The sequence below is a fragment of the Paenibacillus oleatilyticus genome, assembly GCF_018998565.1.
GTDB lineage: Bacteria > Bacillota > Bacilli > Paenibacillales > NBRC-103111 > Paenibacillus_G > Paenibacillus_G oleatilyticus.
In genome coordinates this window covers 212,870-237,545 of record NZ_JAHNZO010000009.1, presented here as the reverse complement: position 1 = coordinate 237,545, position 24,676 = coordinate 212,870, and the positions used below count along the sequence as shown (strand labels likewise).

26 protein-coding genes are annotated in these 24,676 nt (G+C 55.8%); 6 read left to right on the top strand and 20 right to left on the bottom strand.

All coding sequences use genetic code 11. From position 1 onward, the window contains the following. Positions 1 to 18: 18 nt before the first annotated feature. Positions 19 to 522 (bottom strand): acetyl-CoA carboxylase biotin carboxyl carrier protein, encoded by a 504-nt coding sequence (accB, locus tag KQX66_RS14440; RefSeq protein ID WP_216793531.1) that lies wholly within the window; start codon positions 520 to 522, stop codon positions 19 to 21. A gap of 309 nt (positions 523 to 831) precedes the next feature. Between accB and KQX66_RS14435 the strand changes: the two genes are divergently transcribed. Together KQX66_RS14435 and KQX66_RS14430 are read left to right on the top strand one after the other, a co-directional pair. Next, the gene (locus KQX66_RS14435; RefSeq protein WP_216793529.1) at positions 832 to 1,398 is read left to right on the top strand and encodes an RNA polymerase sigma factor; all 567 of its coding nucleotides are present in this window, start codon (positions 832 to 834) and stop codon (positions 1,396 to 1,398) included. Then, entirely contained in the window at positions 1,379 to 3,004 is a 1,626-nt protein-coding gene (locus KQX66_RS14430) for an anti-sigma factor family protein (RefSeq protein ID WP_216793527.1), read from the top strand. Before KQX66_RS14435 ends, KQX66_RS14430 begins: the two co-directional genes overlap by 20 nt. Positions 3,005 to 3,068: 64 nt before the next feature. Here the strand turns inward: KQX66_RS14430 and KQX66_RS14425 are convergent, their stop codons facing one another. From KQX66_RS14425 to KQX66_RS14415, 3 genes are all read right to left on the bottom strand, one after another. Beyond that, positions 3,069 to 3,635 (bottom strand): GNAT family N-acetyltransferase, encoded by a 567-nt coding sequence (locus KQX66_RS14425; protein ID WP_216793525.1) that lies wholly within the window; start codon positions 3,633 to 3,635, stop codon positions 3,069 to 3,071. Positions 3,636 to 3,672: 37 nt separating this feature from the next. Further along, positions 3,673 to 5,472, bottom strand: a complete 1,800-nt coding sequence (locus KQX66_RS14420) for an ABC transporter substrate-binding protein (RefSeq protein ID WP_216793523.1) — start codon at positions 5,470 to 5,472, stop codon at positions 3,673 to 3,675. A 93-nt stretch (positions 5,473 to 5,565) separates the two neighbouring features. Continuing rightward, positions 5,566 to 6,144 carry a hypothetical protein gene (locus KQX66_RS14415; protein WP_216793521.1) on the bottom strand — a complete coding sequence of 193 codons (579 nt, stop codon included), beginning with the start codon at positions 6,142 to 6,144 and terminating at the stop codon, positions 5,566 to 5,568. 154 nt (positions 6,145 to 6,298) lie between these two features. Between KQX66_RS14415 and KQX66_RS14410 the strand changes: the two genes are divergently transcribed. Next, complete coding sequence (locus KQX66_RS14410) at positions 6,299 to 6,625, top strand: ArsR/SmtB family transcription factor (RefSeq protein ID WP_010492260.1); 327 nt, start codon at positions 6,299 to 6,301, stop codon at positions 6,623 to 6,625. A 73-nt stretch (positions 6,626 to 6,698) separates the two neighbouring features. Here KQX66_RS14410 and KQX66_RS14405 read toward each other — a convergent pair whose 3' ends face one another. Beyond that, positions 6,699 to 8,084 (bottom strand): ADP-ribosylglycohydrolase family protein, encoded by a 1,386-nt coding sequence (locus tag KQX66_RS14405; RefSeq protein ID WP_216793519.1) that lies wholly within the window; start codon positions 8,082 to 8,084, stop codon positions 6,699 to 6,701. A gap of 41 nt (positions 8,085 to 8,125) precedes the next feature. Beyond that, positions 8,126 to 9,028 (bottom strand): AraC family transcriptional regulator, encoded by a 903-nt coding sequence (locus tag KQX66_RS14400; protein ID WP_216793517.1) that lies wholly within the window; start codon positions 9,026 to 9,028, stop codon positions 8,126 to 8,128. A 178-nt stretch (positions 9,029 to 9,206) separates the two neighbouring features. On the opposite strand from KQX66_RS14400, the gene KQX66_RS14395 reads away from it, so the two are divergent. After that, positions 9,207 to 10,934 carry a SulP family inorganic anion transporter gene (locus KQX66_RS14395; RefSeq protein WP_216793515.1) on the top strand — a complete coding sequence of 576 codons (1,728 nt, stop codon included), beginning with the start codon at positions 9,207 to 9,209 and terminating at the stop codon, positions 10,932 to 10,934. Between the two features lie 54 nt (positions 10,935 to 10,988). On the opposite strand, the gene KQX66_RS14390 is transcribed toward KQX66_RS14395, so the two are convergent. The 4 genes from KQX66_RS14390 to KQX66_RS14375 all read right to left on the bottom strand — a co-directional run bounded on the left by KQX66_RS14390 (position 10,989) and on the right by KQX66_RS14375 (position 14,274). Continuing rightward, positions 10,989 to 11,168: a small acid-soluble spore protein H gene (locus KQX66_RS14390; RefSeq protein ID WP_216793514.1), complete on the bottom strand. Its 180-nt coding sequence runs from the start codon at positions 11,166 to 11,168 to the stop codon at positions 10,989 to 10,991. Between the two features lie 77 nt (positions 11,169 to 11,245). Beyond that, positions 11,246 to 12,016 (bottom strand): LutC/YkgG family protein, encoded by a 771-nt coding sequence (locus KQX66_RS14385; RefSeq protein WP_216793512.1) that lies wholly within the window; start codon positions 12,014 to 12,016, stop codon positions 11,246 to 11,248. After that, positions 12,009 to 13,538, bottom strand: a complete 1,530-nt coding sequence (locus KQX66_RS14380; RefSeq protein WP_253957159.1) for a LutB/LldF family L-lactate oxidation iron-sulfur protein — start codon at positions 13,536 to 13,538, stop codon at positions 12,009 to 12,011. Before KQX66_RS14380 ends, KQX66_RS14385 begins: the two co-directional genes overlap by 8 nt. Beyond that, on the bottom strand, positions 13,528 to 14,274 hold the full coding sequence (locus KQX66_RS14375) for a (Fe-S)-binding protein (protein WP_216793508.1): 747 nt from the start codon (positions 14,272 to 14,274) through the stop codon (positions 13,528 to 13,530). Before KQX66_RS14375 ends, KQX66_RS14380 begins: the two co-directional genes overlap by 11 nt. Positions 14,275 to 14,468: 194 nt before the next feature. On the opposite strand from KQX66_RS14375, the gene KQX66_RS14370 reads away from it, so the two are divergent. Further along, a complete protein-coding gene (locus KQX66_RS14370; RefSeq protein WP_216793505.1) occupies positions 14,469 to 14,714 on the top strand; it encodes a hypothetical protein in 246 nt (81 codons plus the stop codon). A 37-nt stretch (positions 14,715 to 14,751) separates the two neighbouring features. Here KQX66_RS14370 and KQX66_RS14365 read toward each other — a convergent pair whose 3' ends face one another. The 4 genes from KQX66_RS14365 to KQX66_RS14350 all read right to left on the bottom strand — a co-directional run bounded on the left by KQX66_RS14365 (position 14,752) and on the right by KQX66_RS14350 (position 17,349). Further along, the gene (locus KQX66_RS14365) at positions 14,752 to 15,465 is read right to left on the bottom strand and encodes a FadR/GntR family transcriptional regulator (RefSeq protein ID WP_216793503.1); all 714 of its coding nucleotides are present in this window, start codon (positions 15,463 to 15,465) and stop codon (positions 14,752 to 14,754) included. A 120-nt stretch (positions 15,466 to 15,585) separates the two neighbouring features. Continuing rightward, positions 15,586 to 16,530, bottom strand: a complete 945-nt coding sequence (locus tag KQX66_RS14360) for an alpha/beta hydrolase (protein ID WP_216793501.1) — start codon at positions 16,528 to 16,530, stop codon at positions 15,586 to 15,588. Between the two features lie 128 nt (positions 16,531 to 16,658). Then, a complete protein-coding gene (locus tag KQX66_RS14355) occupies positions 16,659 to 16,961 on the bottom strand; it encodes a YunC family protein (RefSeq protein WP_216793499.1) in 303 nt (100 codons plus the stop codon). 109 nt (positions 16,962 to 17,070) lie between these two features. Continuing rightward, positions 17,071 to 17,349 (bottom strand): hypothetical protein, encoded by a 279-nt coding sequence (locus KQX66_RS14350; RefSeq protein ID WP_216793497.1) that lies wholly within the window; start codon positions 17,347 to 17,349, stop codon positions 17,071 to 17,073. Between the two features lie 528 nt (positions 17,350 to 17,877). On the opposite strand from KQX66_RS14350, the gene KQX66_RS14345 reads away from it, so the two are divergent. Further along, positions 17,878 to 18,420 (top strand): hypothetical protein, encoded by a 543-nt coding sequence (locus tag KQX66_RS14345; protein WP_216793494.1) that lies wholly within the window; start codon positions 17,878 to 17,880, stop codon positions 18,418 to 18,420. Positions 18,421 to 18,432: 12 nt separating this feature from the next. On the opposite strand, the gene KQX66_RS14340 is transcribed toward KQX66_RS14345, so the two are convergent. From KQX66_RS14340 to efeB, 6 genes are all read right to left on the bottom strand, one after another. Then, positions 18,433 to 20,379, bottom strand: a complete 1,947-nt coding sequence (locus tag KQX66_RS14340) for a putative bifunctional diguanylate cyclase/phosphodiesterase (RefSeq protein ID WP_216793491.1) — start codon at positions 20,377 to 20,379, stop codon at positions 18,433 to 18,435. Positions 20,380 to 20,565: 186 nt separating this feature from the next. After that, positions 20,566 to 20,937, bottom strand: coding sequence for a DUF423 domain-containing protein (locus KQX66_RS14335; RefSeq protein ID WP_054976961.1), 372 nt, complete (start codon positions 20,935 to 20,937; stop codon positions 20,566 to 20,568). 131 nt (positions 20,938 to 21,068) lie between these two features. After that, a complete protein-coding gene (locus KQX66_RS14330; protein ID WP_216793489.1) occupies positions 21,069 to 21,368 on the bottom strand; it encodes a hypothetical protein in 300 nt (99 codons plus the stop codon). Between the two features lie 167 nt (positions 21,369 to 21,535). Continuing rightward, the gene (locus tag KQX66_RS14325; protein ID WP_216793487.1) at positions 21,536 to 22,906 is read right to left on the bottom strand and encodes an FTR1 family iron permease; all 1,371 of its coding nucleotides are present in this window, start codon (positions 22,904 to 22,906) and stop codon (positions 21,536 to 21,538) included. After that, positions 22,875 to 23,348: a hypothetical protein gene (locus KQX66_RS14320; protein WP_216793485.1), complete on the bottom strand. Its 474-nt coding sequence runs from the start codon at positions 23,346 to 23,348 to the stop codon at positions 22,875 to 22,877. The genes KQX66_RS14325 and KQX66_RS14320 overlap by 32 nt, the downstream gene beginning before the upstream one ends. Continuing rightward, positions 23,345 to 24,676: an iron uptake transporter deferrochelatase/peroxidase subunit gene (efeB, locus tag KQX66_RS14315; protein ID WP_216793484.1), complete on the bottom strand. Its 1,332-nt coding sequence runs from the start codon at positions 24,674 to 24,676 to the stop codon at positions 23,345 to 23,347. The genes KQX66_RS14320 and efeB overlap by 4 nt, the downstream gene beginning before the upstream one ends.

Sequence of the window (24,676 nt, the reverse complement as noted above, 5' to 3'; positions counted from 1 at the left end):
TCCGTTTGATTCACGCGATTACTCGGGTTTGACGATAAAGAGCGGCTGCCCGTATTCCACGAATTGCCCGTTCTCGACGGCGATCTCGACGATTTCTCCCGACACCTTGGCCAATACTTCCGTAAACAGCTTCATGGCCTCCAACACGCAAACCACCTTCTCCGGAGTGACCTTGTCCCCGACTTGCACGTAAGGAGCCGCTCCTTGCTCGGCGGACGTATAAAACGTGCCGACGGTCGGCGCGACGATCTCGATGAGCTTGGGAGCATCCGGCTCCGCGTTCTTTTCGGCCATGGCCGGCTGCGCGCCGTCGGGTTCCGAAGGCTTCGCACCCGCAGCTTCCGCATGCTCCCCCATGGGCTCCGACGCCGCTTTCGTGCTGCGTTTGTCCGCTTTTGGCGATAAGGCGGCGTTGTCTTTCACAATTAATAATTGTGCCGTCCCATCCGAATATTTAAACTTCTGAACGGGTGACCGGCCAATCAATTCGATGATGTCTTGCAGCTCTTGCTTCGTAAACACGTTGCCGCCTCCTTGAAAGGAATTCGTCGAAATGATGAGTCAAAATTTTGTTGTACCGAATTTCGGAATTTAAGTTCCGTTTTTTAATAGTTTGATTGTAACAACATCTTTCTAAAAAAACAAGATGCTATGTGATGTTTTTTAACATCGAAATATAAATTGACAGAGCGCTTCGGTTTACACATCATAAAAACAACATTCTTTTCAACAGTAGTGTAAGATTATTGCAAAATTTCCGTCTAAATCTATTGAACGAGCAAAAATCGGATGAGGCCTCATACCGAAGCTTTGGTTATTGGAGGATGTTGCATGCAGGATGATCTGGCACTTATCGAGCGCGTGCGGCAGGGCGAGCAGGAAGCCTATGCCGGGCTCGTCAACAAATACAAGCACCGGATTTATGTCTTTTTGTTTCGGATGCTCGGTGAAGCGCAAGACGCTCAGGATTTAGCCCAGGAAGTGTTTATCAAGGCATACTTCCAATTGGACACGTTCACAGGGTCCAGTCAATTTTTTACCTGGCTCTATCGCATTGCCTACTGCCGTGCCATCGACGAGCTGCGGCGCCGGAAACCGGTCAAGAGCGTCCCGATCCACGATCTGGAGTTCGCGGACACCCTGACGCCCGAAAGCATATGTCTGGCCAAGGAACAGGCGGCTTCCCTGCGGGAGCAGGTCATGGCCTTGCCGGAGAGCTACCGTACCGTGCTGCTGCTTCGCCATACCCAGGAGCTGAGCTATAAGGAAATTGGCGAGGTGCTGGATCTTCCTCCCGATACGGTGCAAGTCCGCCTGTACCGGGCCCGAAAAAAACTGCGCGAAGTCCTTACGGCAAGCGAGCAAGGAGGCGGTCTGCATGAAATGCTTGATATTTAAACAAATGATTGCATACTTGGACGGGGAAGTCACCCTGCAGGAGCGGCAACGGATGGACGGTCACCTTGCAGCGTGTTCGGCCTGCCGTACGGCGCTTGAAAGCTGCATGAGCGAATTCGCCGCCTTGGACGCCTTGGATGATGCTCCTTCTTTGCCGGACTCGTTCACAAACGAAGTGATGGAAAAAATCTCCACAAAGGCTGCGGAGGACAAGAATGAGCTGAAAATGCTCGATCTTATCTTAAATGCATGTTGGAGAGGCAGTATGAGGAAAAAAATGGCTGTCGCCACCGCCGGCTTGGCCATCGCGATATCCATCGGCACCTATACGTCGCCGACATTCGCATCGTACGTGCAATCGCTGTTGAATCTTCAAGCCGAGACAAAGGATCAGGACATCGTGTTCAAAGTAAAGCGGGCCGTGATCAATCCGAAGGTCATTTCACTTGAAATGGAATTTATCAAAGATGGAAAGCATCTTCCACTTGACGTCCCGGGCGAAGCGTTCAGTTTTAACATGGTGCAGGGTTCGTCGGAGCATCAGTTTCATAAATACAATCTCGAAAATTCGAACAAAAACGACGTATATGTTACAGACGAGAAAGGAAACCGAATTATTAATCGTTCCAAAGTTTCGTACTCTGGCATGCATCCTCAGATTGACAGCATTCCTATCAGCATATTGAATATTTCTTTAGACGACGAAACGTTCGAGAAGCTGCCGGAGCAGGTTATCGTCCACTTTGATTTGAACCGGGTCGACGGCAAACCAGGCAAGTGGCATTTGACCGCTCCTATCAATGTCAAGGAGCTGAAACAAAAATCGAATCTCGTTGTGCTAAATAAAACATATCAAATGCCGGGCAGACCGGCTTTTCATCTCATAGGGTGGCAATCGATCAATGCAATCTCCCAGATCATCACAAGCATCGACGGCAGGGGGAACTATGGATACCAAGTAAAGAACAAGAAAGGAGAGGTTGTGGCTGCCAAAGATCCTTCAAGAGTTCAAAACAAGAACCTGATAACATCCGGCGATGAGAGCGAGAAACTAGGACATGTCGGTACTCAATTCAAACGATTCGAAGAGGATGAAGACCTCACCTTTGAATTAACGGCCTATTATTGGTCGGAGTCCCTTCAACAAACGATTACGATAGACCCGCAGGCCGTATCCCGAATGCCGCAGGTGATTGATCTGGGGGAGGGAAAAACGTTAAAGATAACGAAAGTGGAATTAAAAACGGATGATAGCTTCAGACCATTGCCAAGAAATACTGTTAAAAAGGTATTCGGAGAAACGGAACCGTATCAGGATATGCGTACTTCTGCTAAGGGTGTCTACCTAGAGATGGAAGGCATATTGGACAAAAAAACGGTTGAGTTATTTGATTGGAACATCAAGGTGAACAATCAAGATTGGAAGAGTTTCGATTACACAAGGCGCGAACAGGATGAAAACGGAAAGTATAAGTTCCGAAAAGTAATTCACATTGAAGATCTGGACAAGATGCCAGAGACAATTACTTTGGAGAACCCGGATGTACTCAAAAAAAACACGTCTATCGATTGGAAAGTTCCGCTTGGCAAGCCTATGCCTGAATAACAACCAAACACGCTTTAAAAGCGACGAACCTCAAGCCCCTACGCCGGACTTGAGGTTCGCTTTTTTATTCCGCGGGAACGACCCGCTTCACCATATGATTGTATAAATGGCCGCTGACCTCCAACTGACCGTCCGCTTCGTAGCCTTTGGCCTCGTACAACCGTCTCGCTTTGTCGTTGCTTTCCTCGACGATCAGCGATACCTTGTCGTATCCCCGCCTTGCGGCTTCCGCTTCGAATGCCTCCATCAAAGCCTTGGCAATGCCCTTCCCTTGATAGGCCGGATCGACGGCAAGCGAATCCAAATAAAATTCGTCGTCCCGCGCTTCTTTCGTAAGCTTGACGTCCGTCTGCCCAATTGCGGCCAGCCGCTCGACGAGCGGCCGGTCCAGTTCGTCCGTACGGCTGCCATGGTAGAACAAAATAAAGCCGACCGGACGCCCGTCCCGCTCCGCGACGAGCGTATTCTCGTAGCTGAGCCGGTTGTCCGTGCGCTCGTAAAATTCGCGCAAAATACGCTGCGCCTGCTCCGGGTCGGTGGTGCCCGTCAAAGTAAACGCAATATCGCCGATGGCGGAATAAATGAGCGGTATGACGCAAACGGCGTCCCCCGGTTGAGCTTGTCGTATCATCGGAATCCTCCTCAGGCTTCGGCCGTGCAAGTCAGTCTTACACGGACTGCAGCCAAACATTTTTGAAATCGATCCAGCCGAGCGAATTAATCGTTACCCCGCGCAAGGACGGGTCGTGCACCGTCTGCAGCCCTTTGAACAAGAGGAACAGCGCCACATGCTCATGATTCAGAAGCGCCTCCAGCTCCTGCATCCGGTGCTTGCGGTATTCGGGCGAAGGAGAGGCCAACAGGTCGGACGCAATTTTGTCTACGCGCGCGCTCAATTCTTCGTCCATGACGAGGCGGATGTAGCTGTCTTCGCGCAAATACAGCTCCAGCAGCGACACTTCTCCTTCGTCGATCACGAATTGATGCAGCAGCGCCTCCGCGTTCAAAGTACGGTCCCGGACACGCCGGGCCAGCTCGTCGATCTCGTAGCAGACGACCTCCGCCTCGATCCCGAACTCCCGGCAGCGGTCCCGCAGCCAGTGCGCGTCCGCCAGATGCTTCCAAATAGCTGCGATCCGAAACGGCTCTCCCGTATACCCCATCTCGTCCAAAAGCTTCCGGGCAACGGACGGATCAAACGCATGATCCTCCTGCCCCAAATAATTGTGAGGCTGCATTCCGGTTGCGGGAAAGCGGCGGTTTTCGCCCAACTGCTCCACCATGCTCTTCCGGTCGACCAGATGATGCAGCGCTTTGCGAAAGCGAACGTCCTGCTGCGGTCCGCCCTGCTGCATATTATAGGACAACATCGAACAGCCGTTGTTCAGCAGCTCGATACGCTCCCAGTGATGCCGCACCGGATAGGTGACGCCGTCATGATTGCATAGCATTTTTTCGGAATCGGTAACTTGAAAGCTGTGCAATTCTTCCGGAGGCAGGAACACCACCTCGACCCGGTCCAAGTGCGCCCGGCCCTCGAAATAGGAGGGGTTCGCCGTCAGCACGCACCGATTCTCGTTCCACAACTCCAAGCGGAACGGGCCGCTGCCGACCGGAGCCAGCGCGAACGCCTCTTCCCTGCCGTCCACCAGCTCTTCGGGCAAAATGCTGGTGGCAGGGAAGCACAAATAGCGAAGCAGCAAATGATTCGGCGAGCGCAACCGGATTTCGACGACCCGCTCGTCCAGCACGCGCACTTCGTCGAAGCCTTGAACCAGCCAGCGCTGCGTCAAAGGGTCCGTCTCGCGCATGAGCCGCCGCAGCGAAAAGGCGACGTCGTGAGCCGTTAATTCCCGACCATGGTGGAACATAATGCCTCGCCGTAAGTAAAATTTCCATGTGAGGTGGTCCGGACTGCACTCCCAGTAGTGGGCAACCTTCGGCTCCACCGTCTGGCGCTGCTCGTTAAAGATGACCAGCGTATTATACAGCTGCTTCATCAAATGCACCTCGAACGCATAGATCATCCGCCCGGGATCAAGGGTCAGAATGGACCGAAACACCGGGAAGCGCAGCGTTTCAACCGGCTTGCTGTCCGCTGTTTCCTTCTTGTAGCCGAAATAATCGGACAGCCACGCCATGAACCGTTCCTTCGTATCCGTTCCCTGGCCGAACCGATCCAGCCACTCCAGCGCGTCATTCAGCCGGCCTTCCTGCATCGCCCGTTTGGACAGCTCCAGCAGCAGCTCCTGCGGTTCCATAAGAAACCGGATCCGGGATACATGCCCGCGGCCACGGCCCGGGCTCCACTCGATCCAGCCGGCGCTTTCCAGCTTTTTAAGAACTATTTTCACATTCCGCTCCGTACAAAGCCAGAGCCCTGTAAGGTTGGCCACCGACACTTCCGGCCAAGCTTCCCCCGGTATATGGAAGGTACGATGCAGCTCAAAGTATTGGATTTCCAGCATGATCGTTTCAGCCGCTTTCGTTTGGGTTAAGCTTATTGTACTTCTTTTTGGGCTTGGGGTGAACCCGGGGGGAATGCTTGCGGGATGCGGGGGCTAGACGAGCTGGGCCTTGGCCCGGTGAAACTGCTGGAAATCGCTTGTCAATCGGTACAGCTTGGCTTCGGTTTTTTTCACGAATTTCGGATTGGTGCTCTCCAATATTTCGTCGATATGCCAGTCCAGCTTCCCTTTTAGCTCGACAAGCCAGGAAGCGGGACGATCCTGCCGGAGCCGCCGCAAATCGTCCGCGAAAGCTTCGGATAAAAAACGGAGCTTCGGCGGCTCCAGCCAGCCACGGACGGCAAAGTGGCGCGGGGTCGTATCATACCGGAACTGCTGCCCCGGCACTTGATCCCAGAACTCTTCCCATTCCCGGATCAAGTCGGCTTCGTAATAGATATACTTCAAGAAACCGCACAACCAAGCCGTACAGCTCGTATTACGCTGTCCGCAGCCGACGCCGTCTTCCAAAAACGGGCAGCCTGAGCAGCAGGAGCCGCCGCCCGGAATGCAAACTTTACAGATCAGATCCGCTCCCACACCTTCGAGGTAAGCCAAACCCGCTTCGATCACTTCTTGTTTGGTCGTCGGGCGTGCGAGCTCTTTTTGTTCCCAAGTCCAAAAGCCGGACATACGCCATCGCCTCTTTCTACGAATAACCGCTCAAATCTTTGATTATTTGAATATAACAATATTATACGCTCACGGTTTGTTTTACAACCGGCTTCTTTTCTGTGGTATGATATTCATATATTCAGACGTTCAACGTTTTAAGGGGCTTAGATCCATGAATCGTGAAATCCAGCAGTTTAAAGCGGAGTTTTTCAAGGCGTTGGCGCATCCTATGCGCATCCGGATTCTTGAGGTACTGTGCGAAGGGGACAAAAACGTCAACGAGCTGCAGGCTATTCTGGGAAGCGAAGGCTCCGCCGTGTCGCAGCAGTTGGCCGTGCTCCGCAGCAAAAATGTGGTCAGCGGGACCAAAGAGGGAACCTCCGTTATTTATTCTTTACGCGATCCTCTGATTAAAGACCTCCTCGGGGTAGCCAGACAAATCTTCGATAATCATTTGGTGGACGCCATCTCGCTGCTTGAAAACATACGCAACGAATAATTATGCCGACGAACGATTGCAAATGTCAAAAAACCGGTCTCCTTGTGCTTGCAAGGAGCCGGTTTTTTGGTCGTTATCCGTTGATGCGGCGATAAACCTCGTAGCTACGCCGGGCGCATTCCGAAATCGCGATCGGATGAAAGCCGTTTATTTCCGAATATAACGTATCGTTCAGCTTCGCGGTCCAACGCTCCGGCAGCCGCTTCGCCCCGTCTATCGCGCCCATGATCGAACCGACGGTCGCGCCGTTGCAGTCGGTGTCCCAGCCGCCGAGCACCGCTGTCGTGACCGCGGTCTCGAAATCGCCGCGGCCGAAGACGAGCGCTGCCGCGCATAAGGCGGCGTTGTTGTTCGTATGCACCGGATGGTAATGCTTGAACGCTTCCCAGATCCGGTCAACCAGTTCGACCTGGTCTTTCGCTTCCCGGGCGATCGCCACCGCTTGACGAATATCGCTAGCCAAGCGGCAGTGCTGCGGAATTTCGCTCAAGCCGATCTCAACGATCCGCTCCGGGTCGCTTTCGACGAACGCCGCGGCAATCATCGCCGCCACAAACATGGCGCCATAGATGCCGTTCTTCACGTGGGAGAACGAAGCGTCCCGCCAAGCGAATTCGGCGGCCAGTTCGGGATGCCCGGCCGCACCGTAGGCCAATCCGTCCACGCGAATTTGCGCGCCGATCCATTCGCGGTAAGGATTCAAGTGCATCCGCACCCACTCCTTTTGCGCATCGGAATCGGTTTCCCGCTGCCACCCCATCTGGCTGTTCAGCACCGTAAAGTTGACGTAGGACCGCGCCTCAGCGGTGAACACCTTATGAAACGGCAAATGCTTAAGCCATAGGCCGCCGACGTCCCACGAGTCCCAATCCTTTCCCTTCTCCTCCAGCAGCAGCAGACCGAGCACCGTATAGCGGATATCGTCGTCGGTTTCCATATACCGGATACGCTCCAGCTCGCTTTCCTTTCCGTAAGGAGCAAGTGCCAGACCGTATTGCTCCTGCGCCCGCGACTGTCCCGGCGTGTAATCGCGAATCGGCCAGGCATCCGCTCCTTCGAACCACAGCTTTACGTTGGCCCAGCCGGGATGACTATCCGTACCGTACAGGAACGGCCCAATCTCCAGTGGTTTACCCAGCGCGCAGCCGACGCTTCGTCCGAGCCACGCACCATAAAACTTATCCTTCCACTGCTCCTCCGTCCACTCCGCTTGCAGCTTGCGCGGACCTTCCGGACGCGCCGCTCGGATTTCGTCCAGCCCGTTCGGCTCCGAATACGGGAAATCCGCCGCGATCGGCAATGCGGACAATTCCTCGTACACGGCCGTCAGCCTGACGACATCCTCCCCGGCCTCCTCCAGCTTCGCTTGAAACCCCTCGACGTTGCAGCCTTCTTCCTTCCGCTGCTTGATTTCGTCACGCAGCAAGCCTTGCAGCGCTTGCCAGCCCCAACCTGCCATCTGCTCTCCCCATTTCCGTATCGAATGTACACCTGCCTGACCTAAGTTGTACTTTCATTGTAATCGGCGGGAGAGCGCGTCGTCGTCTTATTTTCACCCGAGTCATTCTCAAAAACGGCTAACTTCCTCGATAGCTCGCGATATTCCAGCGGAGCGGCGCCGACGATTTGCCGAAACGCACGGTAAAACGGCGCATGGCTCTGGAAGCCGCTTGCAAACATCACCTCCGCCATCGGCAGCTCGGTGCTTGCCAGCAACCGCTTGGCTTCGTTCACGCGCAGCCGGAGCAAATACTGCTTAAACCCGACGCCCAGCTTCTCCTGAAAAAGATGCCGCGCCCGGGACGGGCTTAAGCCAAGCCGGGCAGCCGCGTCTTCCAGCGTCAGCGATTCTCGAAAACGCTCGTCGATATAATCGAGCGCCGGTTTGATCCGGTAGTAGGACGAGAGGGTTCGGTTCCATTCCGCAGACGACGTTTGTTCGCTGTAATGCCTGAGCAGCAGCGCGCAAATCTGCAAAATTTTCCCCCGTATCATGCCATGATAGCCCGGCCGCTTGTCCCGCTGCTCGTCTGCGAGCTCATGGAACAGCCCTCCGATTCGGCGGGCCACGTCCAGTTCCCCTGGAATGCGGTTCTGAAACTTCGTCGGCAAATAAACGAACGGCAGCAGCAGCTCCATATCCGCCTGCTCGATCACCATCGGGTCAAAATATAAAAACAGATAATGGCTCGGATTGTCCGCATCCGACGCGGCGGCATGCCGCTCCAGATGGTTGACGACGAAGACATCGCCCGGCTGGGCCGCATAGGCTTTTTGCCCGAAATAAAAGGTGCCGCTGCCCGATAAACAATAACCGATCTCCAAATGGTCGTGGGTATGAAACGGATCGATATGCACGCGCGGGGACCATTCGAACAGATGGATTGCCGGCTCTTTTCGCATCCTTTTTACATCGCTCCTTGCCTGGCGGGTTATTGTGCCCTGTAGGGGTATCTTTCCTTTCATTATACCTGAGATTATGCAAAAATCGGCACTTGTCCGCCCATTGACAAGAACGGATGGCCGGGTGTATATTCCCCATATATTCAAATAATCAAATATATGAAAAGAAGGTCTTGTCATGAAGCGGTCGGGTAGATTTGACGGGTACAGCGCAAATGATTTTCGCCGGGATCTGATCTCAGGCTCGATTGTCGGGGTTATAGCCATTCCTTTGGGGATGGCTTTTGCCATTGCGGCCGGAGTCAAGCCTCAGTACGGCATTTATACGACGGTGATTGCCGGATTTCTCATCTCGCTGCTTGGCGGGTCCAAATTCCAGATCGGCGGGCCGACGGGCGCGTTCGTTCCTATTTTGTTCGCCATTGTGATGCAGCACGGGTATGAAAATTTGCTGATCGCCGGCGGGCTGGCGGGAATCCTCCTTGTCTTGATGGGAGTGTTCAAGCTCGGAGCGCTGATTCAATTTATTCCCCGTCCGGTGACGATCGGCTTTACCGCCGGGATCGCCGTTATCATTTTCACCGGCCAAATCGCGAATTTTCTAGGGCTGAGCGGCATCCGTAAGCATGAGGATTTTATATCCAATATGAAAGAGATCGGGCTGCACCTGTCGACAGTAAACCTATACAGCGTCCTAACAGCGGTCGTGTGTCTCGCTCTGTTATTGGTGACCCCGAAACTGGTGCCTCGGGTGCCCGGATCGCTCATCGGCCTGCTGGTATCCAGCGTGCTGTCGGTGCTACTGTTCGAGGGCCGGGTCGATACGATCGGGTCAACGTACGGCGCCATTCCCGGGACGCTTCCCCAGTTTCACGTGCCGGACGTGACGCTTGAGAAAATCATCCCGCTTCTTGGCCCGGCTTTCATCATCGCGGCGCTCGGAGGAATCGAGTCGCTCTTATCGGCGGTCGTAGCTGACGGCATGACGGGAAGCCGCCATCACAGCAACCGCGAGCTGATCGGACAAGGAATTGCGAACATCGTCACCCCTTTGTTCGGCGGAATTCCGACAACGGGCGCGATTGCCAGAACCGCGGCGAATATTAAGAACGGGGCGGCGAGTCCCGTATCGGGGATGGTGCACAGCGTCTTCGTCCTGCTCGTGCTGATTGTGCTCGCCCCTTTGGCTTCCGCGATTCCGCTGGCCAGCATGGCGCCGATCCTGATGGTCGTGGCCTGGAATATGAGCGAGCGCAGAGAGTTTGTTCATATTGTGAAAACAAGAACAGCCGATTCCGTCGTCCTGATCATTACTTTCTTGCTTACCGTGATGACCGATCTGACAACGGCTGTGATCGCCGGATTGATTCTGGCAGTCGTCCTGTTCGTCCGTCGGATGAGCGGCATGCTCAAGGTTGCCAAGGTATTGCCGGACCCGGCTTCGCACCGCGGGAAAGTAGCCTCTCATATCGTAAACGACAGCCATGACTGCCCGCAGATTGCCATTATTTCGGTGGAGGGAGCGTTGTTTTTCGGAGCGGGAACGCTGTTTGAAAAATCGATTTCGGGGACGCTTGACGAACGGCCGAAAACAGTGATCCTGCGCCTCGGCAAAGTGCTGTTCATGGACACGACGGGGGAATCGTATTTAGCCAGCGTGGTCCGGGATATCGTCCGGCAAGGCGGCATCGTTCTGATCTCGGGCCTGCAGCCACAGCCCCGGGACGTGTTGAAACGAACCGGACTCGACGCGCTGATCGGAAAAGAGCACTTTTTTGCGCATACGGGTGAGGCAATCGATTTTGCTTTGACCCGTTTGGAGCATCCAAAGTGTGTGGGCTGCCGGCATTTTGCTTTTCGGGAGTGCGCCGCCTTGTCTCAACCGGATATTGCAAGCGAGCGTTAAAAAAAGCAGCCCTGCCAATCCGAGCTTGGCGGGGCTGCAGCGTTATTGAATAGCTTAACCTTCAACTAAACTGTTCAGCGGAACCTCTTGCTCCTGCTCCGGCTGATCGAGCGGATAAATTCTGGCAGACTCCCGTTCTTCATCCACATGCTGGATATAAATCGGAACTCCTTCGTACGTCACGTTCGCCATCACCGGCGAAGCGGCGATTTCCTGGGCGCGCTGCTTATTCATGGCTATGACCTCCTTGGATTAGGTGACCGTCATAGTATGCGCCCAAGCGGCTGGAATATGCTTCCCTACTTCCCAGGCTATCGGATAATGACCGCGTATACCTTGCCCGGGCCATGGATGCCGATCGTCAGATCGTTCTCGATGTCGGCGCTGCGGCTCGGCCCGGTAATCAGGTTAAGCGACGAAGCATACTGTGCCGGCAGCTGCTTACCGCGGGTGATCTGCTCGAACGCCTCGCCCATCCGGTACACGAGCTGATCGGCACGGAAGACGGCGAACAAAATTTCCGTCAGCAAGCTCACCGAGCGGCCGCGCTGCGGGGAGCATTGGAGCACCAGAGTGCTCGTATTCGCTACGGCGAAGTCGGGCCAAACGATCCCGAGCTGGCAGCGCTCGGTTCGCTTCAGCAGCTCGCTCCGCTGCGCCCAGTTCGCGCCCCCCGCCGCCTTCGGCCATGCCGCGCTGTCATCCGCTTCCACCGGCCGCCATGGCGCGACGGCGATGCCTGAGGCAGCCAGCGCCTCGTCCAAGCCAAGCGCCGTCAGCCCTTCGTGTTCCCAGCGGGACACATGCGTAACGCCAAGCTCGGCGGCAATGTCACACAGCCAAGCGCCGACTTTGTCCGCCGCCTCGGCTTCATCCACCACCAGCACCTTGCCGGTCAAAGCCTGCCAGTTCCGGGCGAACAGCTCGATCTTTTCCTCCCTTGAAGGCTTGATCTGCTTATAAAACTGCGGCGCGCCGCGAAACGGATGCGCCGGAGCCGCCGCCGGGACCTCCCGGCGTCCGAGCCTCGACGACAAATTCGCGATAAACGCTTCGCGGCCGCGGATCGTGCCGTTACTCATGGCGCTCGCCTCCTTTCGCTGAGCCATCTGTCTCGTCCCGTCCGGGCACAGCTTGCCCGCGGGCTGCTCCGGCTTCGCTCCGGCCGGCCTGCTGCTTCAGCTCCTGCTGGAGTGCCTCCCAGCGGTCGCGGAACGCCAGCTTCGGCTTCATTGGAAAATGGCGGGACTGCGTCCAGCCCGCTGCCGGACCCGGCGCCTTCGTGATCACGCCTTTGCTCACGAAAGGCTTCATCATATAATAGGCGGACTTCGTCGCCATCTTGTACAGCGTGACGTTCCCGAACGTCGTCCGGAACGTCTTGAAGGCGGCGCGCTCCGCCAGCGGCGTCAGCCCGAGCCGCACCTTGCGCGCCCGAAGCTGCACCAGCATGTCGTGCAGCGGAATTTTGACCGGGCATGCCTCGTAGCAGGCCCCGCACAGGCTGGAGGCGTAAGCGAGCTGCCCCGCTTCCTTCATGTCCTGCTGGAGCAGCGGCGTCAGCACCGCCCCGATCGGGCCGCTGTACACGCTGCCGTAGGTGTGGCCGCCCACATGACGGTACACGGGGCACACGTTCAGACAGGCCGCACAGCGGATGCAGTGCAGCACCTCCTGAAACACCGGATCGCCAAGCTGCGCCGACCGTCCGTTGTCCAGCACAATCAGATGCAGCTCCTCCGGCCCGTCGAGCTCGCCTTCACGCCGCGGCCCGGTGATCATCGACGTGTAAGTCGTCAGCTTCTGCCCGGTAGCACTGCGGGCAAGCAGGTTCAGGACGACCTCCAGGTCGTCATAGGTCGGCACGAGCCGCTCCATGCCCATGACGACGACATGGCACTTCGGCAGCGTCGTCACCATCCGTCCGTTGCCTTCATTGGAAACGAGCGTGATCGCCCCCGATTCGGCAACGCCGAAATTACAGCCGGTCAGCCCGATATCCGCTTCCAGGAAATAATTGCGCAGCCGCTGCTTGGCATACTTCGCCAGCACCTTCGTCTCGGGCGCAAACGTCTCGCCCGCTTCCTCCGAGAAAATATCCGCGATCTGCTGCTTGTTTTTGTGAATCGCCGGAATGATCAGATGCGACGGCGTCTCCTTCGCGAGCTGCAAGATATACTCGCCGAGATCCGTCTCGATCGCCTCGATCCCGCGTTCCTCCAAATGACGGTTCAGATGGATTTCCTCCGATACCATCGATTTTCCTTTCGCCACCAGCTTCGCCCGGCGCTTCTCGGCAATTTCCATAAACGTCTTGACCGCCTCGTCCCCCGTCTGGCAAAAATAGACGTGGCCTCCGGCTTTGGAAACGTTATCGGTAAACTGCGTCAAATAATAGTCGAGATGCTCCACGACATGCTTCCGGATCTGTCTCCCCCGCTCCCGCCAATCCTCCCAATGGCCGAAATCGTCCGTCACCTGAAGCTTGGCCGTCTTCAGCTTGTCGGTCGTAAACGCAACCGCCTTGCGGAGAAAATCGTTCGCCAGCGCTTCTTCCGTGCGCTTTTTTAAGCCCGTGCCGATCAATTCCTTCTCACTTGCCATGCCGCTCACCGCGCTTCACTCCTTCCTCCAGCAGCTGGGCCAGATGCATGACGCGCACCGGCTTGTTTTCTTTATTCAAACGGCCCCCGATGTTCATCAGACAGCCCATGTCCGTCCCGATCAACAGCTCGGCCTTCGTCGCGCAGACGTTGGCGGCTTTCTCGCAAACCATCGCTTCCGACATGTCGGCCATCTTGACGGCAAACGTGCCTCCGAAGCCGCAGCAATCTTCCTTGCGGGGCAGCTCGATCAGTTCCAGCCCCTCGATATGCGCCATCAGCTCGCCCGGCTCCTCGCGAACCCCAAGCAGACGACTCGCATGGCAGGACGGATGATATGTCGCTTTGCCCTCGTATACGGCACCGAGATCTTTGATACCCAGCACGTTGACTAAAAACTGGGAAAACTCGTACGTTTTCCCGATCAGCTTCTCCGCCTTGGCCTTCCACTCCGGCTCGTTCTCGAACAGCTGCGGGTAATAATGGTGGACCATTCCGGTACAGGAGCCGGAAGGCGAGACGACATAATCGCTGTGCTCGAACGCGCGGATCAGGTTCCGTGCCACCTCGCGGGCTTCATCCTGGTAGCCGCTGTTGTACGCGGGCTGTCCGCAGCAGGTCTGCATCTGCGGAAAATCAACCTCGCAGCCGTATCGGTGCAGAAGCCTGACAACGCTTTCGCCGACTTCCGGGTAGATCTGGTCGGCCAAACATGTAATGAATAAAGAAACTCGCATACAGGTCCCCACTCCATCCCTCGGATTCTGGTTCCTTCTCTTACTTGTCAGGTTATCAGATAAGTTGTTTTTTGAAAAGAGTCTTCTCCATTAAGGCGAAACTTTTTACCGTGGAAAGGCGTCGAATGAGGTAAGCGATAAAGGATATTTAAGGTGCCCTATCGTTATATTTCCAAGAAAGGAGCGGATTTCCGATGGGCAACCGTTTGAATAAAATTCTCGGGACCGTCTTCCTGCTCGCCAGCGGAGCCTATTACACCGCCGAAAGGATCGGGGCGAAAATTGCTGCAGCGATTCCTGCAGCCGGGTCGGCAACCCGAGGATCATACGATGCGACGCCGTCCAACCCGGCATTTTTTGAAAACTTCTTCGTATGGTTTTTTATGCTGGTCGGCTTCGTGCTGCTTACCTTCGGCTTTCCGAAGGACAAAGACGGATAGGCCGCTCGCTCGGCAACGGCCGTTCCCTCCCCTTGTCCTACTTTTTCAAATAACGGACCAGCACCTGCTCGACATGAAACAAATGCCGCCGCATCTCGTTCTGCGCAGCCCCCGGATTTTGCCGCTTGATCGCCTCGTACACGGCCTGATGCTCCTGCAGCAGCTGCCGGGACACCGTGCGGTCTCCATACATTTGCAGCCGGCGCGTTTCGCGGATCGCGGTCTGCATCTGCGTCGAGATCGATTCGATCATCCGCGCCATGATCGAATTGTGCGTCGCTTGGGCGAGTACAAGATGAAACTCGATATCCGCCCGCTCGCCTTCCTCTTCATCGCCCAGATGCTCCTCCATCCGCTTCAGCACCGCCTCGAAGCGCCGCAGGTCGTCCTCCGTCCGCTTCTCTGCCGCCAGCGCCGCATTGGAAACTTCCAGCGCTTGGCGCGCCTCAATCAGTTCCATCACCGTGTCCCGGCTCATCAGCAGCGAATTGAATTCCGGCAAGTCCACGTCCTGCGACTCGATACTGCGCACATAGCTGCCTTCCCCTTGATGGCTTTCCACCAGGCCCATCGCTTTGAGCGCGCTGAGCGCTTCCCGGATCGTGGAGCGTCCCACTTGGTAGCTCTCCGACAGCTCCTTCGTGGAAGGAAGCTTATCGCCCGGCTTCAGCGCACCGCCGACGATCTGCTCTTTGATTTGCTCGGCGATGGCTTCGGAAATTTTGCGCGGCGTAATTTTTTGAATATCCACCTTCCCGTCCCCCCCCGTTCGTCTTGACGCGTCAGTTCCATTATACCCGCTCTGGCAAGGAGCACAACCGGACGCGTCAGCAGTCCGTCCGGGAAGAACGGGAACGACGCGTCCTCCGGCTCATGAACCGATGTTTTGACGGGCCGTCTGCTCGTCCAGCCAATGGAGAACGTCCTGCATCACTTCATCGCGGTTGATCTCGTTCAGCATCTCATGCCGGCCTTGCGGATACAGCCTGTACGTCACATGCTGCAAGCCCAGCTCCCGGTACAGGCCGGCCAATTCGACAACTCCTTTTCCTCTACGGCCGACCGGATCGAGCTCGCCGGAAAATAAATAGACAGGCATATCGACCGGAATCAGACGCATGTTCCGTTCATCGTGAATCTCTTGCAGCCCGCGGAAGAAATCGATCCAGAAGCCCGCCGTCATCGCAAAGCCGCAATCCGGGTCTGCCGCAAAAAGGTCAACCTCCCGTTCGTCGCGGCTGAGCCAATCGAACGGCGTCCGATTCGGCCGAAACTGGCGGTTATAGCTGCCGAGCGTAAGTCTCATCAGCAGCTCGCTTCGATGCTGCTCCCCTTTGCGGGCCGCCAATCTCCGGGCCAGCGCGCTGCCAATTCCGAGCAGCTTTTGCGGTCCGTTCGTTCCGGACAAGACGATGCCGTCTACTTTCCCGGGAAATAAGTACATATATTTTTGAGTCAAAAACGACCCCATGCTGTGGCCGAATACGTAAAAAGGAACGTCCGAAAATCGTTCGCGAATCAAGTCCGTCAGCTGCCCCATCGCTTCCGCCATGCGCTGAAAACCGTTCTCGCCGATGACGCCGAACCGCTCAAGGCTGCCGGCCGTCCGGCCGTGCCCTCGGTGATCGTTGGCATACACCGCATAGCCCGCTCCCGTCAGCACCCCGGCGAATCGCTCGTAACGAGCGGCCGTTTCGGCCATCCCGTGCGCGATTTGTACCACGCCCTTCACCGGCACATCCTCTTCCGGCAGCCATTCGTAAACGAATATCGCTTCTCCGTCAGCGTCTGGGAATGTAAATTGTCTGTCTCTCATCGGACTCCTCCGTTCTCCCGAATATCCTACCGTCCTATTATAGGACGAATTGCTCTCTCGGGGAAAGATGTCTCCGTCCATAAAAAAACGCCTGATTTGCTCAGTCGTTTTACCTCAAGGCATTTCGGTCAAAACATCCGTACAACCGCGTCCCGGCCCTTCATTCCCGGCACCACGCCAAGCGACTCGGCTCCGTAGGTGACCGACTCCAGCGGCGCTTCCAACAGCTCCTCGATCGTCCGTACTCCCGTCGCCCGGGCGGCGATAATGCCCCGTTCCTTCAGGCGTTCATTCAGCAGTCCCACATCTAGCGCGCCGCACATAATGTACCCTTTGTCAGTCGTCACGGCGAGCAAATTCGTTTTCGGCAGCTTCACCTCGATTGCCAGCGCTGTACGCCCATCCAATTCCACCGGTTCCATGCGCATCATTGACCCAAGCATCCCCTTTAACACCCGTATGCCTACACTATATGCCCATGGGCTTTCATCCGTGCACGAAGTTCGGGGAATTGTATGGAGACTGGTAAAATTGAAATTACTACTTTCTTAACTCCGCAACTACTCCGGCAATCAAAGCTTTAAACTCTTCAAAAGCTATCCCATATCCGTATTCTTTTAAAATTTCGTTTATTTCCTCATTGCTCTCCATCTGTTCAATGCTTTCAAGTTGGGCTATTAATTGTTCCACAATAGGTCTCTCTTCCATCATTTTATAAAGGTCGGCATATTGTTGAAGAGACTCGGAAGAAGGCGGAAGCTCGTAATTGCAGAAATACATCGCCATAAAATGCTCAAATGTGATCATGGATTCGGCCATGATTATCCTCGTTTCTGTTTAACGTCAAGTTGAAATGAAATGCACGATGCCAATAACAATTAACAAAGAAAAATAAATGACGACCAACCATAAAATGATTTTGACAACTCTGGCTAAAAGCGACTCTTTCGTTGGAGAACTCATTTTGCGATCAACTCCAATCCCGGATCGTCCCTCAAATAATATAACAATGCTCGATACGTTGGGCTATAGACAATTTACCATACAATTACAAATATATCCATAATTACTGAAGAACTCAAAAAATTTGACATAGTCCTTTAGATGTAGTATCCTCGCATCATATTTAGTTATTAGGTCCTACCATTTTTTATCCTGAACCTAGTTCCAACATACTGCAGCAGCAGCAAGCCAATTTCACCATCAACCGTCGTTCGGCCTTCAAGTTATTTCCATCGTATACGAACAACCTCAGGATAATAATTCCAGTCTGTTTACTTCTATTTTCCTATAGTAAAAAGTGATATAGTAAAGATTACGCAAGCATCAAATGAGGAGGAGCCGCCTGTGGAAGCCAACAAACTGCAAAAACGAAAGTTTTTGTTCAATGTAGACATCATGATTGAGGAAGATACCAACGGGCGAGCCTTGGAAAAGCTGCTGCATCTGCTCAATTCGGAACTTGTCACCGATTATCAAATCAAGCAAGGGGTAGAATTAGGTAAGACCATCGAGGCCTCGCTGAAAGAATCCATTCTTAAAAAAATCGACATGTCTGCCGAGCTGAAGAAAAGCCGGCCGAACGCCGCTTCTGCCGAAACCGCCCCGAAAGCTCCATCCGCTGCGAACGACAAGACAGCCAAGGCTGCGGAGGAAAAACGCCCGGAAGCCGATCCGTTCAAGCAGATCTGGGAAGAAATGAAAGCATTTCAACAAAGCAATGCGCTTGTACGTTTGTCCATCGTGAAAGAGAAAGGGGTCAAGCTCAGCATGCCGTGCCGTATTCTAAATACGGACCCGCCCAGCGGAAACCTCACGGTCTATCATGTTGACGAGAAGAAAGTCTACCTGCTTAAAATTAACGAAATTGACGATTTTCAGGCCCGCTGAACCGGGCCTTTTTTAATTTAAAGGGGGACTCTCCTCGCCGGCCGCAGCCTGCGCCGAGTAAAGCTTCATCAGATGCTCCGCGTCGGGAACGGCCAGGGGCGGACTCAAATAAAAGCCTTGAATGAGATGGCATTGGTTGTCATGCAAAAATCGGAGCTGCTCCTCGGTTTCGACCCCCTCTGCGATCACTTCCATGTTCAAATGCCGGGTCATGGCGATGATCGAAGCGACGATCGCCGCATCGTTCGGATCGGTCATAATGTCGCGCACGAAGGAGCGGTCGATTTTTAATTTATCGATCGGGAATTTTTTCAAGTAGGACAACGAGCTGTAGCCGGTGCCGAAATCGTCGATGCTGATTTTGACCCCAAGCTTTTTGAGCTCGTGCAGCAAATCGCTGGCATAATCGACATCCATCGTGCAGCTCTCCGTAATTTCAAGCTCCAGCAGGCCGGGATCGAGCCCCGTTTCCCGAAGCGTTCTGCCGATTCTGGCGCACAGTTGATGCTGCATGAACTGCCGGATCGACAAATTGACCGACACCGGTACGACCTCCAGCCCGGCGTCCTGCCACTGCTTGTTCTGCCGGCAGGCTTCCTTCAACGCCCATTCGCCGATGGGCACGATCAGACCGCTGTCTTCCGCGAACGGAATGAACTCTCCCGGCGCAACCAGCCCGCGCTCCGGATGCTGCCACCGGACGAGCGCCTCGAACCCGACTATGCGGCCGGTCGCAATATTGATCTGCGGCTGGTAATGCAGCAGCAATTCGTTCTTGGCCAAAGCCCGGCGAAGCTCGCTTTCCAAAGTTAAGCGTTTCAATGATACGGATTTCATCTCGCTGTTGAACAACTGATAGTTGTTTTTGCCTTTTTCCTTGGCTCGGGTCAATGCCATATCCGCGCATTTCATAAGCGAATCCGCAGACTCGTCTTCCTGCGACAGCAGCGATATGCCGATGCTCGCCGTCAGGTGAACTAAATTTTGCCCCAGTACGAAGGGCTCCTCCAGCAAGTCGAAAATCGCCTTCGCGATCGTTCCCACCGGCTCCGCCTCTTGATCAGGCACTTGGAAGAAAAACGCAAACTCGTCTCCTTCCGTACGCGCGAGGTAATCGTCCGGACTCAAGCAGCGGGAGAACCGTTCCGCTACCTGCAGCAGCAGCATATCTCCGTAGTCGTGCCCAAAGCAATCGTTGACGATCTTGAAACGGTCGATATCGACGAACAGGACGGCCAGCTTTTGTTCGCACCGGGACGCGGTCGCTATGGCGGCATTCAAATGCTGCACGAACAGTCGGCGGTTCGGGAGCCCCGTCATATCGTCATAATAGGCGAGATGCCGGATCTGCTCTTCGGTTCGCGTCGCGGACGTAATGTCTTGGCAAACGATCAGAACCCCTGTCGTGATCCCCTGCTCCATCACCGGGACGACTGTCGTATCGAGATCGACGCGGTATCCGTCTTTATGCAGAAGCGACGTTTTGAACGAAAGTGGCGAGCCATGCAGCGCTTCGGTGAAAAAGTTGGTGGTCCTGCCGGACAACTCTTCCGGAAACAGGGTGCGCAGGTGCTTCCCTCTCAGCTCTTCCTCCCGGTATCCGAACATGCGTTCCGCAGCCGGATTCCATTGCAGAAAATATCCCCCCGGATCGATCAGCCCTACGGCACCCGGATGGTGATGGAATAACGCGTTCAATCGGCTGTCTACCCTCCGAAACCGTTCCTCCGCCGTACGGCTTCGGGCGTCCGATTCGGAGACGGCCCGGGACAGCCGAATAATTCGTTCCCACGAATAAGCCATCAACAGGAAGACGGCGATACCGAATCCCCATAGGATAGCCCCTCCAACCCACCAGCAGACAAGGAATCCGACCGCCGTCCCTCCGCATGCGAACAGCATTGTTCTTTTTTCATCGCGCGGTTGTGCTTCATTTGCTGATTCGTCGGTCCTAGACATGCGGGCCTCCTTTCCCGGAAAGATTCGTTTGTCAGAGTATTCCATTCCCTATCTTGTCCGTAGAAATTCTACGCACAACTGTCTTTTTCCTGCTAAATCGACAAAAAAAGCGAGTTATTCCAGAAAGGTAGGCATAAAAAAATTCGGCATGAAGACCTGCCGAATGTGGAGAAAGAGGCTTAAGACTTATTTTGCCCGAAGGGCCAGAACCAAGGATAACCAACCGAACAAAAAGGCCACCCCGCCGATAGGGGTAATCGCACCCAACTGCTTGATCCCCGTTATACTCAGAACATACAGGCTGCCGGAAAAAACGACAATCCCGACAAACATCGACCAGCCGGCCCGGCGTAAATGTCCGCTGGCCGGAAGCAGGGAGGCAGCTAGTCCAATGGCAATCAGCCCGAGCGAATGCATCATCTGGTACTGGACGCCGGTCTGGAAATTAGCCAGCATATCTGCTGCAAGCTTTCCTTTCAGCGCATGCGCGCCGAATGCTCCGAGCGCCACCGACAGAAATGCGCAAATGCCGCCAAGAGCCACAAACGTTCTGTTCATCAACTTCACCTCCCTATCCATGATATAGTATTTTTTCCCCACTGCCAAATGAACAAAATAAGTCCTGCCTTCTCGCCGAATTCGGCGTTGTCAGCAGGACTTCTCACGTTATGCAAATGATGGATGCGGCGTTACATCTGGCCGATATCGTGCTGGCCCACGATCAACGTAACAGGCTCCAGAAAGACGCGGGTGATCGCAGGCTTCTTGAGCAAGTCAAACTCGATGTCGATAACCTTGAACCGCTCCTGCTTGCCTTCGCGCTTGTCGTACACCACTTCGAACTCTTTTAACCCGAGCTGGTACGAAACGACGGAGCAGCCGATTGATAAGGCCGGCGCCTCATGTTCTCCGTGATCGAACAGCACCTCAGCCATAATCTCTTCGTTCATGTCCACAATTTTGACTGTTTGGCAAATCGCATATTTCATTGCCATCCTCCTCCGGCAGGGGCGAAGCTGATCGTTGCTCTATAGTGACGTGCCCCCGTTTCATATGACGAATTCGACGTTCTGCGTCCAAACTCCTGCTTTTTTCCAATCGGATGAGGGACAAAAGTTCGTTATTTTTTTGAACGAATCCCGCCGCCGGCAGCGGATTACACCGTATGCGGTCCCGATTCGCGGGCGTTTCCACGCGTTTTCCGCTCTTGCCGGGCCCATTGGAACACGATAAAGAGAAGCACGAGCAGCTGCGGAACGAACGTTTCCCAAGTCGGGTAGACGCCGAGCCAATTCCAGGAGGGAAGATAGCCGGGCACATGAGCAGGAACCTGTCCCGCGATTTGCAGGGCGTGAATGCTCTGGCCCAAAAATTTGAGGACCAGGTAATAGATCAGTATCGTGGCTCCCAGAAAAAACGGGCGGATCGGCAGCAGAACGCTTCCCCGGACGATGACAAAGCCGAGCAGGAACAGCAGCACGGCGGCCGAGCCGATGCCTAGCGCAAGCTGCGCGGGATCGATGGAAGGGGCCATGCCGATATAGAAGATGGCCGTCTCCGCACCCTCTCGCAAAATCGAAAGCGCCGCAACCAGGAAGAGCGACCACAGGTTGCCGCTGGCCAGAGCCACGCCGACCTGATTATTAATATACCGATTCCAAGTATCGATATGGGATTTGCGGTGAAGCCATGCGCCCACGGTCAGCATCAGAAACACGGATATAAGGCCCATGACGCCCTCCAACAGCTCGCGAGTGCTCCCGGAGGCCACATTGGCAATCGTGAAAGTAAGCACGACGGCCAGGACGCCGCTGGCGAGCAGCCCTGCCGCTCCGCCGCTCCATACCCATCCTTGCTTGGAGGCGTTGCCGGTCCGGCGCAAAAAGGCGAGCAGCGCGGCCAGCACGAGCAGCGCTTCAAGTCCTTCCCGCAGCAAAATAATCGCGGCATCCCAAGCCGAATAGCTCGTTTGCGCCGTGAACGGCTGAAGCTCCGTCTGCATCCCCGAGACGATGCGGCCCGCCTCCTCCGGCTGCGGGGGATTGGATAGCAGCCGGCTGGCCGCCTCCGTCATCTCCCGTTCGATCCGGTCATACGTGTCCGGAGCTCTTGTGCGAACTTCTCCTTCCACGGAAGGCCAGATCCGGATAAAGGCTTGAAGCTGATCGGCCGCATCCTCGTTGCGGCCCGCGCCGATGGCGTCCGCGGCTTTTTGCAAAATCGCCAGCGCGTCGGATACCGATTGCTTGCCGGAAGCGGCCGCGTCCTCCCGGAGCTTGCCGCTGGCGTAATCGTCGATCAGCTGGATCAATTCGCGGATGCCCTTGTCGGCCGCTTCCGCCTTCGGCGGGTCCGCTTGCAGCGCGATCCGGATCAGACTTAGCTTCGTCTCGATCTCGCCGTACACGCCGGACGGGTCCGACCGGATGGCCGCTTCGTTCTTGGACCACTGGCTGTCGAACTGCTTATAGTGGCTCCGGGCTTTGTCCCAGTTGCTATGCTGTATGTCCGTCTGTGTCTGCCGCAAGATGGGAAGCAGCGCGCCTGCCGCTTGTTTCCCGTCCGCTTTCGACTCTTTTTTCGCTCCGGCTCCGACGAAAGCGCCGACCGCCTTGGTCGGCCTGGTACGCCTCGTCGGGCTTGGAAGCGGCGTCGGTCACCGCCTTCTTCGCCTCGGCCAGAGCCGACGCGACGCTACCCGCCGCTTCGCCGGATGGCGCGTTCAGCTTGCGCCATTCCGTCTCGAACTTCTCCAGCTCCGCGGCCGTTTCCTGCCACTTGTGCTCGCCCGCATGAACCAGCGCTCCGCCGACGAGCGGCATCAGCGAGTCGGGTGCCGCCGCTTCGGCGAGCGTGCGGCCGCTCCAGCCGAACAGAAGCACGGCAGCAGCCAGTAGAAGGACGAAGAAGCTCTGTCTCCCGTGAGAGCATATCCCGTATGCTTTTTCCACCTTCATCCCCCGGATCACTCGAACAGTCCCTCCCCGATGTAGCCGCCTTGCCGCGCACCCGGAAAACAGGCAAACAGCGCGCTGCCGACATGCACGATATATTCGTTCAGCTTGTCGCGCTTCGCGAGACGCTGCTGGATCGGGACAAACTGGGCTCTCGGGTCCCGTTGATAGCAGATGAACAACAGCCCGGCATCCAGCTGCCCCGTTTGACGGTCGATGCCGCTGGAATAGGAATACGAACGGCGCAAAATTTTCTCTGCCGGTTGCTCGCCATGCGCCAAACGGGCATGCGCAGTGAGCGGGACGAGCGGCTGGCCGGCTTCGTCCTTGGCGTCCAGCGGCAGCGGATCGAACTCGTTCTTCGCGCCCAAGGGCGCTCCGCTGCTCCGGTATCTCCCGAACGTCGCCTCCTGATCGCTGAGCGTGGAACGGTCCCACACCTCGATGCGCATCCGGATTCGCCGGACAACCATGTAGCTGCCGCCGCTCATCCATGCCGGCTGCTCCGAAGGCTGCACCCAGACGATATCGTTCATCGCTTGCTTGTCATGAATATCCGGATTGCCCGTGCCGTCCTTGAAGCCCAGCAAGTTGCGGGGCGTCTCGCCAGCCGGACCGGACCCGCCCGTCCGCTGAAACCCTTCCTGGGTCCAACGCAGCACGGCGACGCCGCGGGCAATACGCGCCAGGTTGCGCAGCGCATGGAAAGCGACCTGCAAATCGTCCGCGCACACCTGCACGCCGACATCCCCGCCGCACCATTCGGGCCGCAGGCTGTCTCCGCCAAAGCGGGGCAAATCCGCCAAACCCTCCGGCCGCTTGGCCCCCAGCCCGAATCGGCCGTCGAACATGGAGGGGCCGACGCCGAACGTAATCGTCGTCCGGCACGGATGCAGACCTGCCGCTTCGCCCGTATCCGCAGGCGGCATACTTTGCTGGTCCTCCTCGCCGCCGACCGGCTGCCCCGCCGTCATTTTCGCTGCGGCTTCCGTCCAACGGCGGAACAGATCCTTGACTTCCGACAGCTTCACAGTCGTCAGATCGAAGGCGGCAAAGCAAATAAAATCCTGCGCAGGCGTCACAATGCCCGCCTGGTGCGCATCGTAGAACGGGATAACCTGTTTAGGGTCCGCGTTTGAAGCCGTGGAAGCAGCGGGCGCCGCCAGCTTGACCGTTCCCGCCCACACGCCACCGACGCCGACCGAGCCGAGCAGCAGTCCGACTCCTCCGGCTCCGGCCAGCTTGAGCAGGTCGCGGCGGCTGATGGACGAACGGTCCTTCCCGTCTTGCGGCTTTTCGCCTTCCTGGCTTTTTTCCGTCACTTGCTTATTCGCCTCATCCAT

Bases quoted from the DNA above. Each gene is read 5' to 3' on its own strand.
- KQX66_RS14435 (WP_216793529.1), top strand. From the start codon at position 832: ATGCAGGATGATCTGGCACTTATCGAGCGCGTGCGGCAGGGCGAGCAG.
- KQX66_RS14430 (WP_216793527.1), top strand. From the start codon at position 1,379: ATGAAATGCTTGATATTTAAACAAATGATTGCATACTTGGACGGGGAA.
- KQX66_RS14425 (WP_216793525.1), bottom strand. From the start codon at position 3,635: ATGATACGACAAGCTCAACCGGGGGACGCCGTTTGCGTCATACCGCTC.
- KQX66_RS14420 (WP_216793523.1), bottom strand. From the start codon at position 5,472: ATGCTGGAAATCCAATACTTTGAGCTGCATCGTACCTTCCATATACCG.
- KQX66_RS14415 (WP_216793521.1), bottom strand. From the start codon at position 6,144: ATGTCCGGCTTTTGGACTTGGGAACAAAAAGAGCTCGCACGCCCGACG.
- KQX66_RS14410 (WP_010492260.1), top strand. From the start codon at position 6,299: ATGAATCGTGAAATCCAGCAGTTTAAAGCGGAGTTTTTCAAGGCGTTG.
- KQX66_RS14405 (WP_216793519.1), bottom strand. From the start codon at position 8,084: ATGGCAGGTTGGGGCTGGCAAGCGCTGCAAGGCTTGCTGCGTGACGAA.
- KQX66_RS14400 (WP_216793517.1), bottom strand. From the start codon at position 9,028: ATGCGAAAAGAGCCGGCAATCCATCTGTTCGAATGGTCCCCGCGCGTG.
- KQX66_RS14395 (WP_216793515.1), top strand. From the start codon at position 9,207: ATGAAGCGGTCGGGTAGATTTGACGGGTACAGCGCAAATGATTTTCGC.
- KQX66_RS14390 (WP_216793514.1), bottom strand. From the start codon at position 11,168: ATGAATAAGCAGCGCGCCCAGGAAATCGCCGCTTCGCCGGTGATGGCG.
- KQX66_RS14385 (WP_216793512.1), bottom strand. From the start codon at position 12,016: ATGAGTAACGGCACGATCCGCGGCCGCGAAGCGTTTATCGCGAATTTG.
- KQX66_RS14380 (WP_253957159.1), bottom strand. From the start codon at position 13,538: ATGGCAAGTGAGAAGGAATTGATCGGCACGGGCTTAAAAAAGCGCACG.
- KQX66_RS14375 (WP_216793508.1), bottom strand. From the start codon at position 14,274: ATGCGAGTTTCTTTATTCATTACATGTTTGGCCGACCAGATCTACCCG.
- KQX66_RS14370 (WP_216793505.1), top strand. From the start codon at position 14,469: ATGGGCAACCGTTTGAATAAAATTCTCGGGACCGTCTTCCTGCTCGCC.
- KQX66_RS14360 (WP_216793501.1), bottom strand. From the start codon at position 16,530: ATGAGAGACAGACAATTTACATTCCCAGACGCTGACGGAGAAGCGATA.
- KQX66_RS14355 (WP_216793499.1), bottom strand. From the start codon at position 16,961: ATGATGCGCATGGAACCGGTGGAATTGGATGGGCGTACAGCGCTGGCA.
- KQX66_RS14350 (WP_216793497.1), bottom strand. From the start codon at position 17,349: ATGGCCGAATCCATGATCACATTTGAGCATTTTATGGCGATGTATTTC.
- KQX66_RS14340 (WP_216793491.1), bottom strand. From the start codon at position 20,379: ATGTCTAGGACCGACGAATCAGCAAATGAAGCACAACCGCGCGATGAA.
- KQX66_RS14335 (WP_054976961.1), bottom strand. From the start codon at position 20,937: ATGAACAGAACGTTTGTGGCTCTTGGCGGCATTTGCGCATTTCTGTCG.
- KQX66_RS14330 (WP_216793489.1), bottom strand. From the start codon at position 21,368: ATGAAATATGCGATTTGCCAAACAGTCAAAATTGTGGACATGAACGAA.
- efeB (WP_216793484.1), bottom strand. From the start codon at position 24,676: ATGGATGAGGCGAATAAGCAAGTGACGGAAAAAAGCCAGGAAGGCGAA.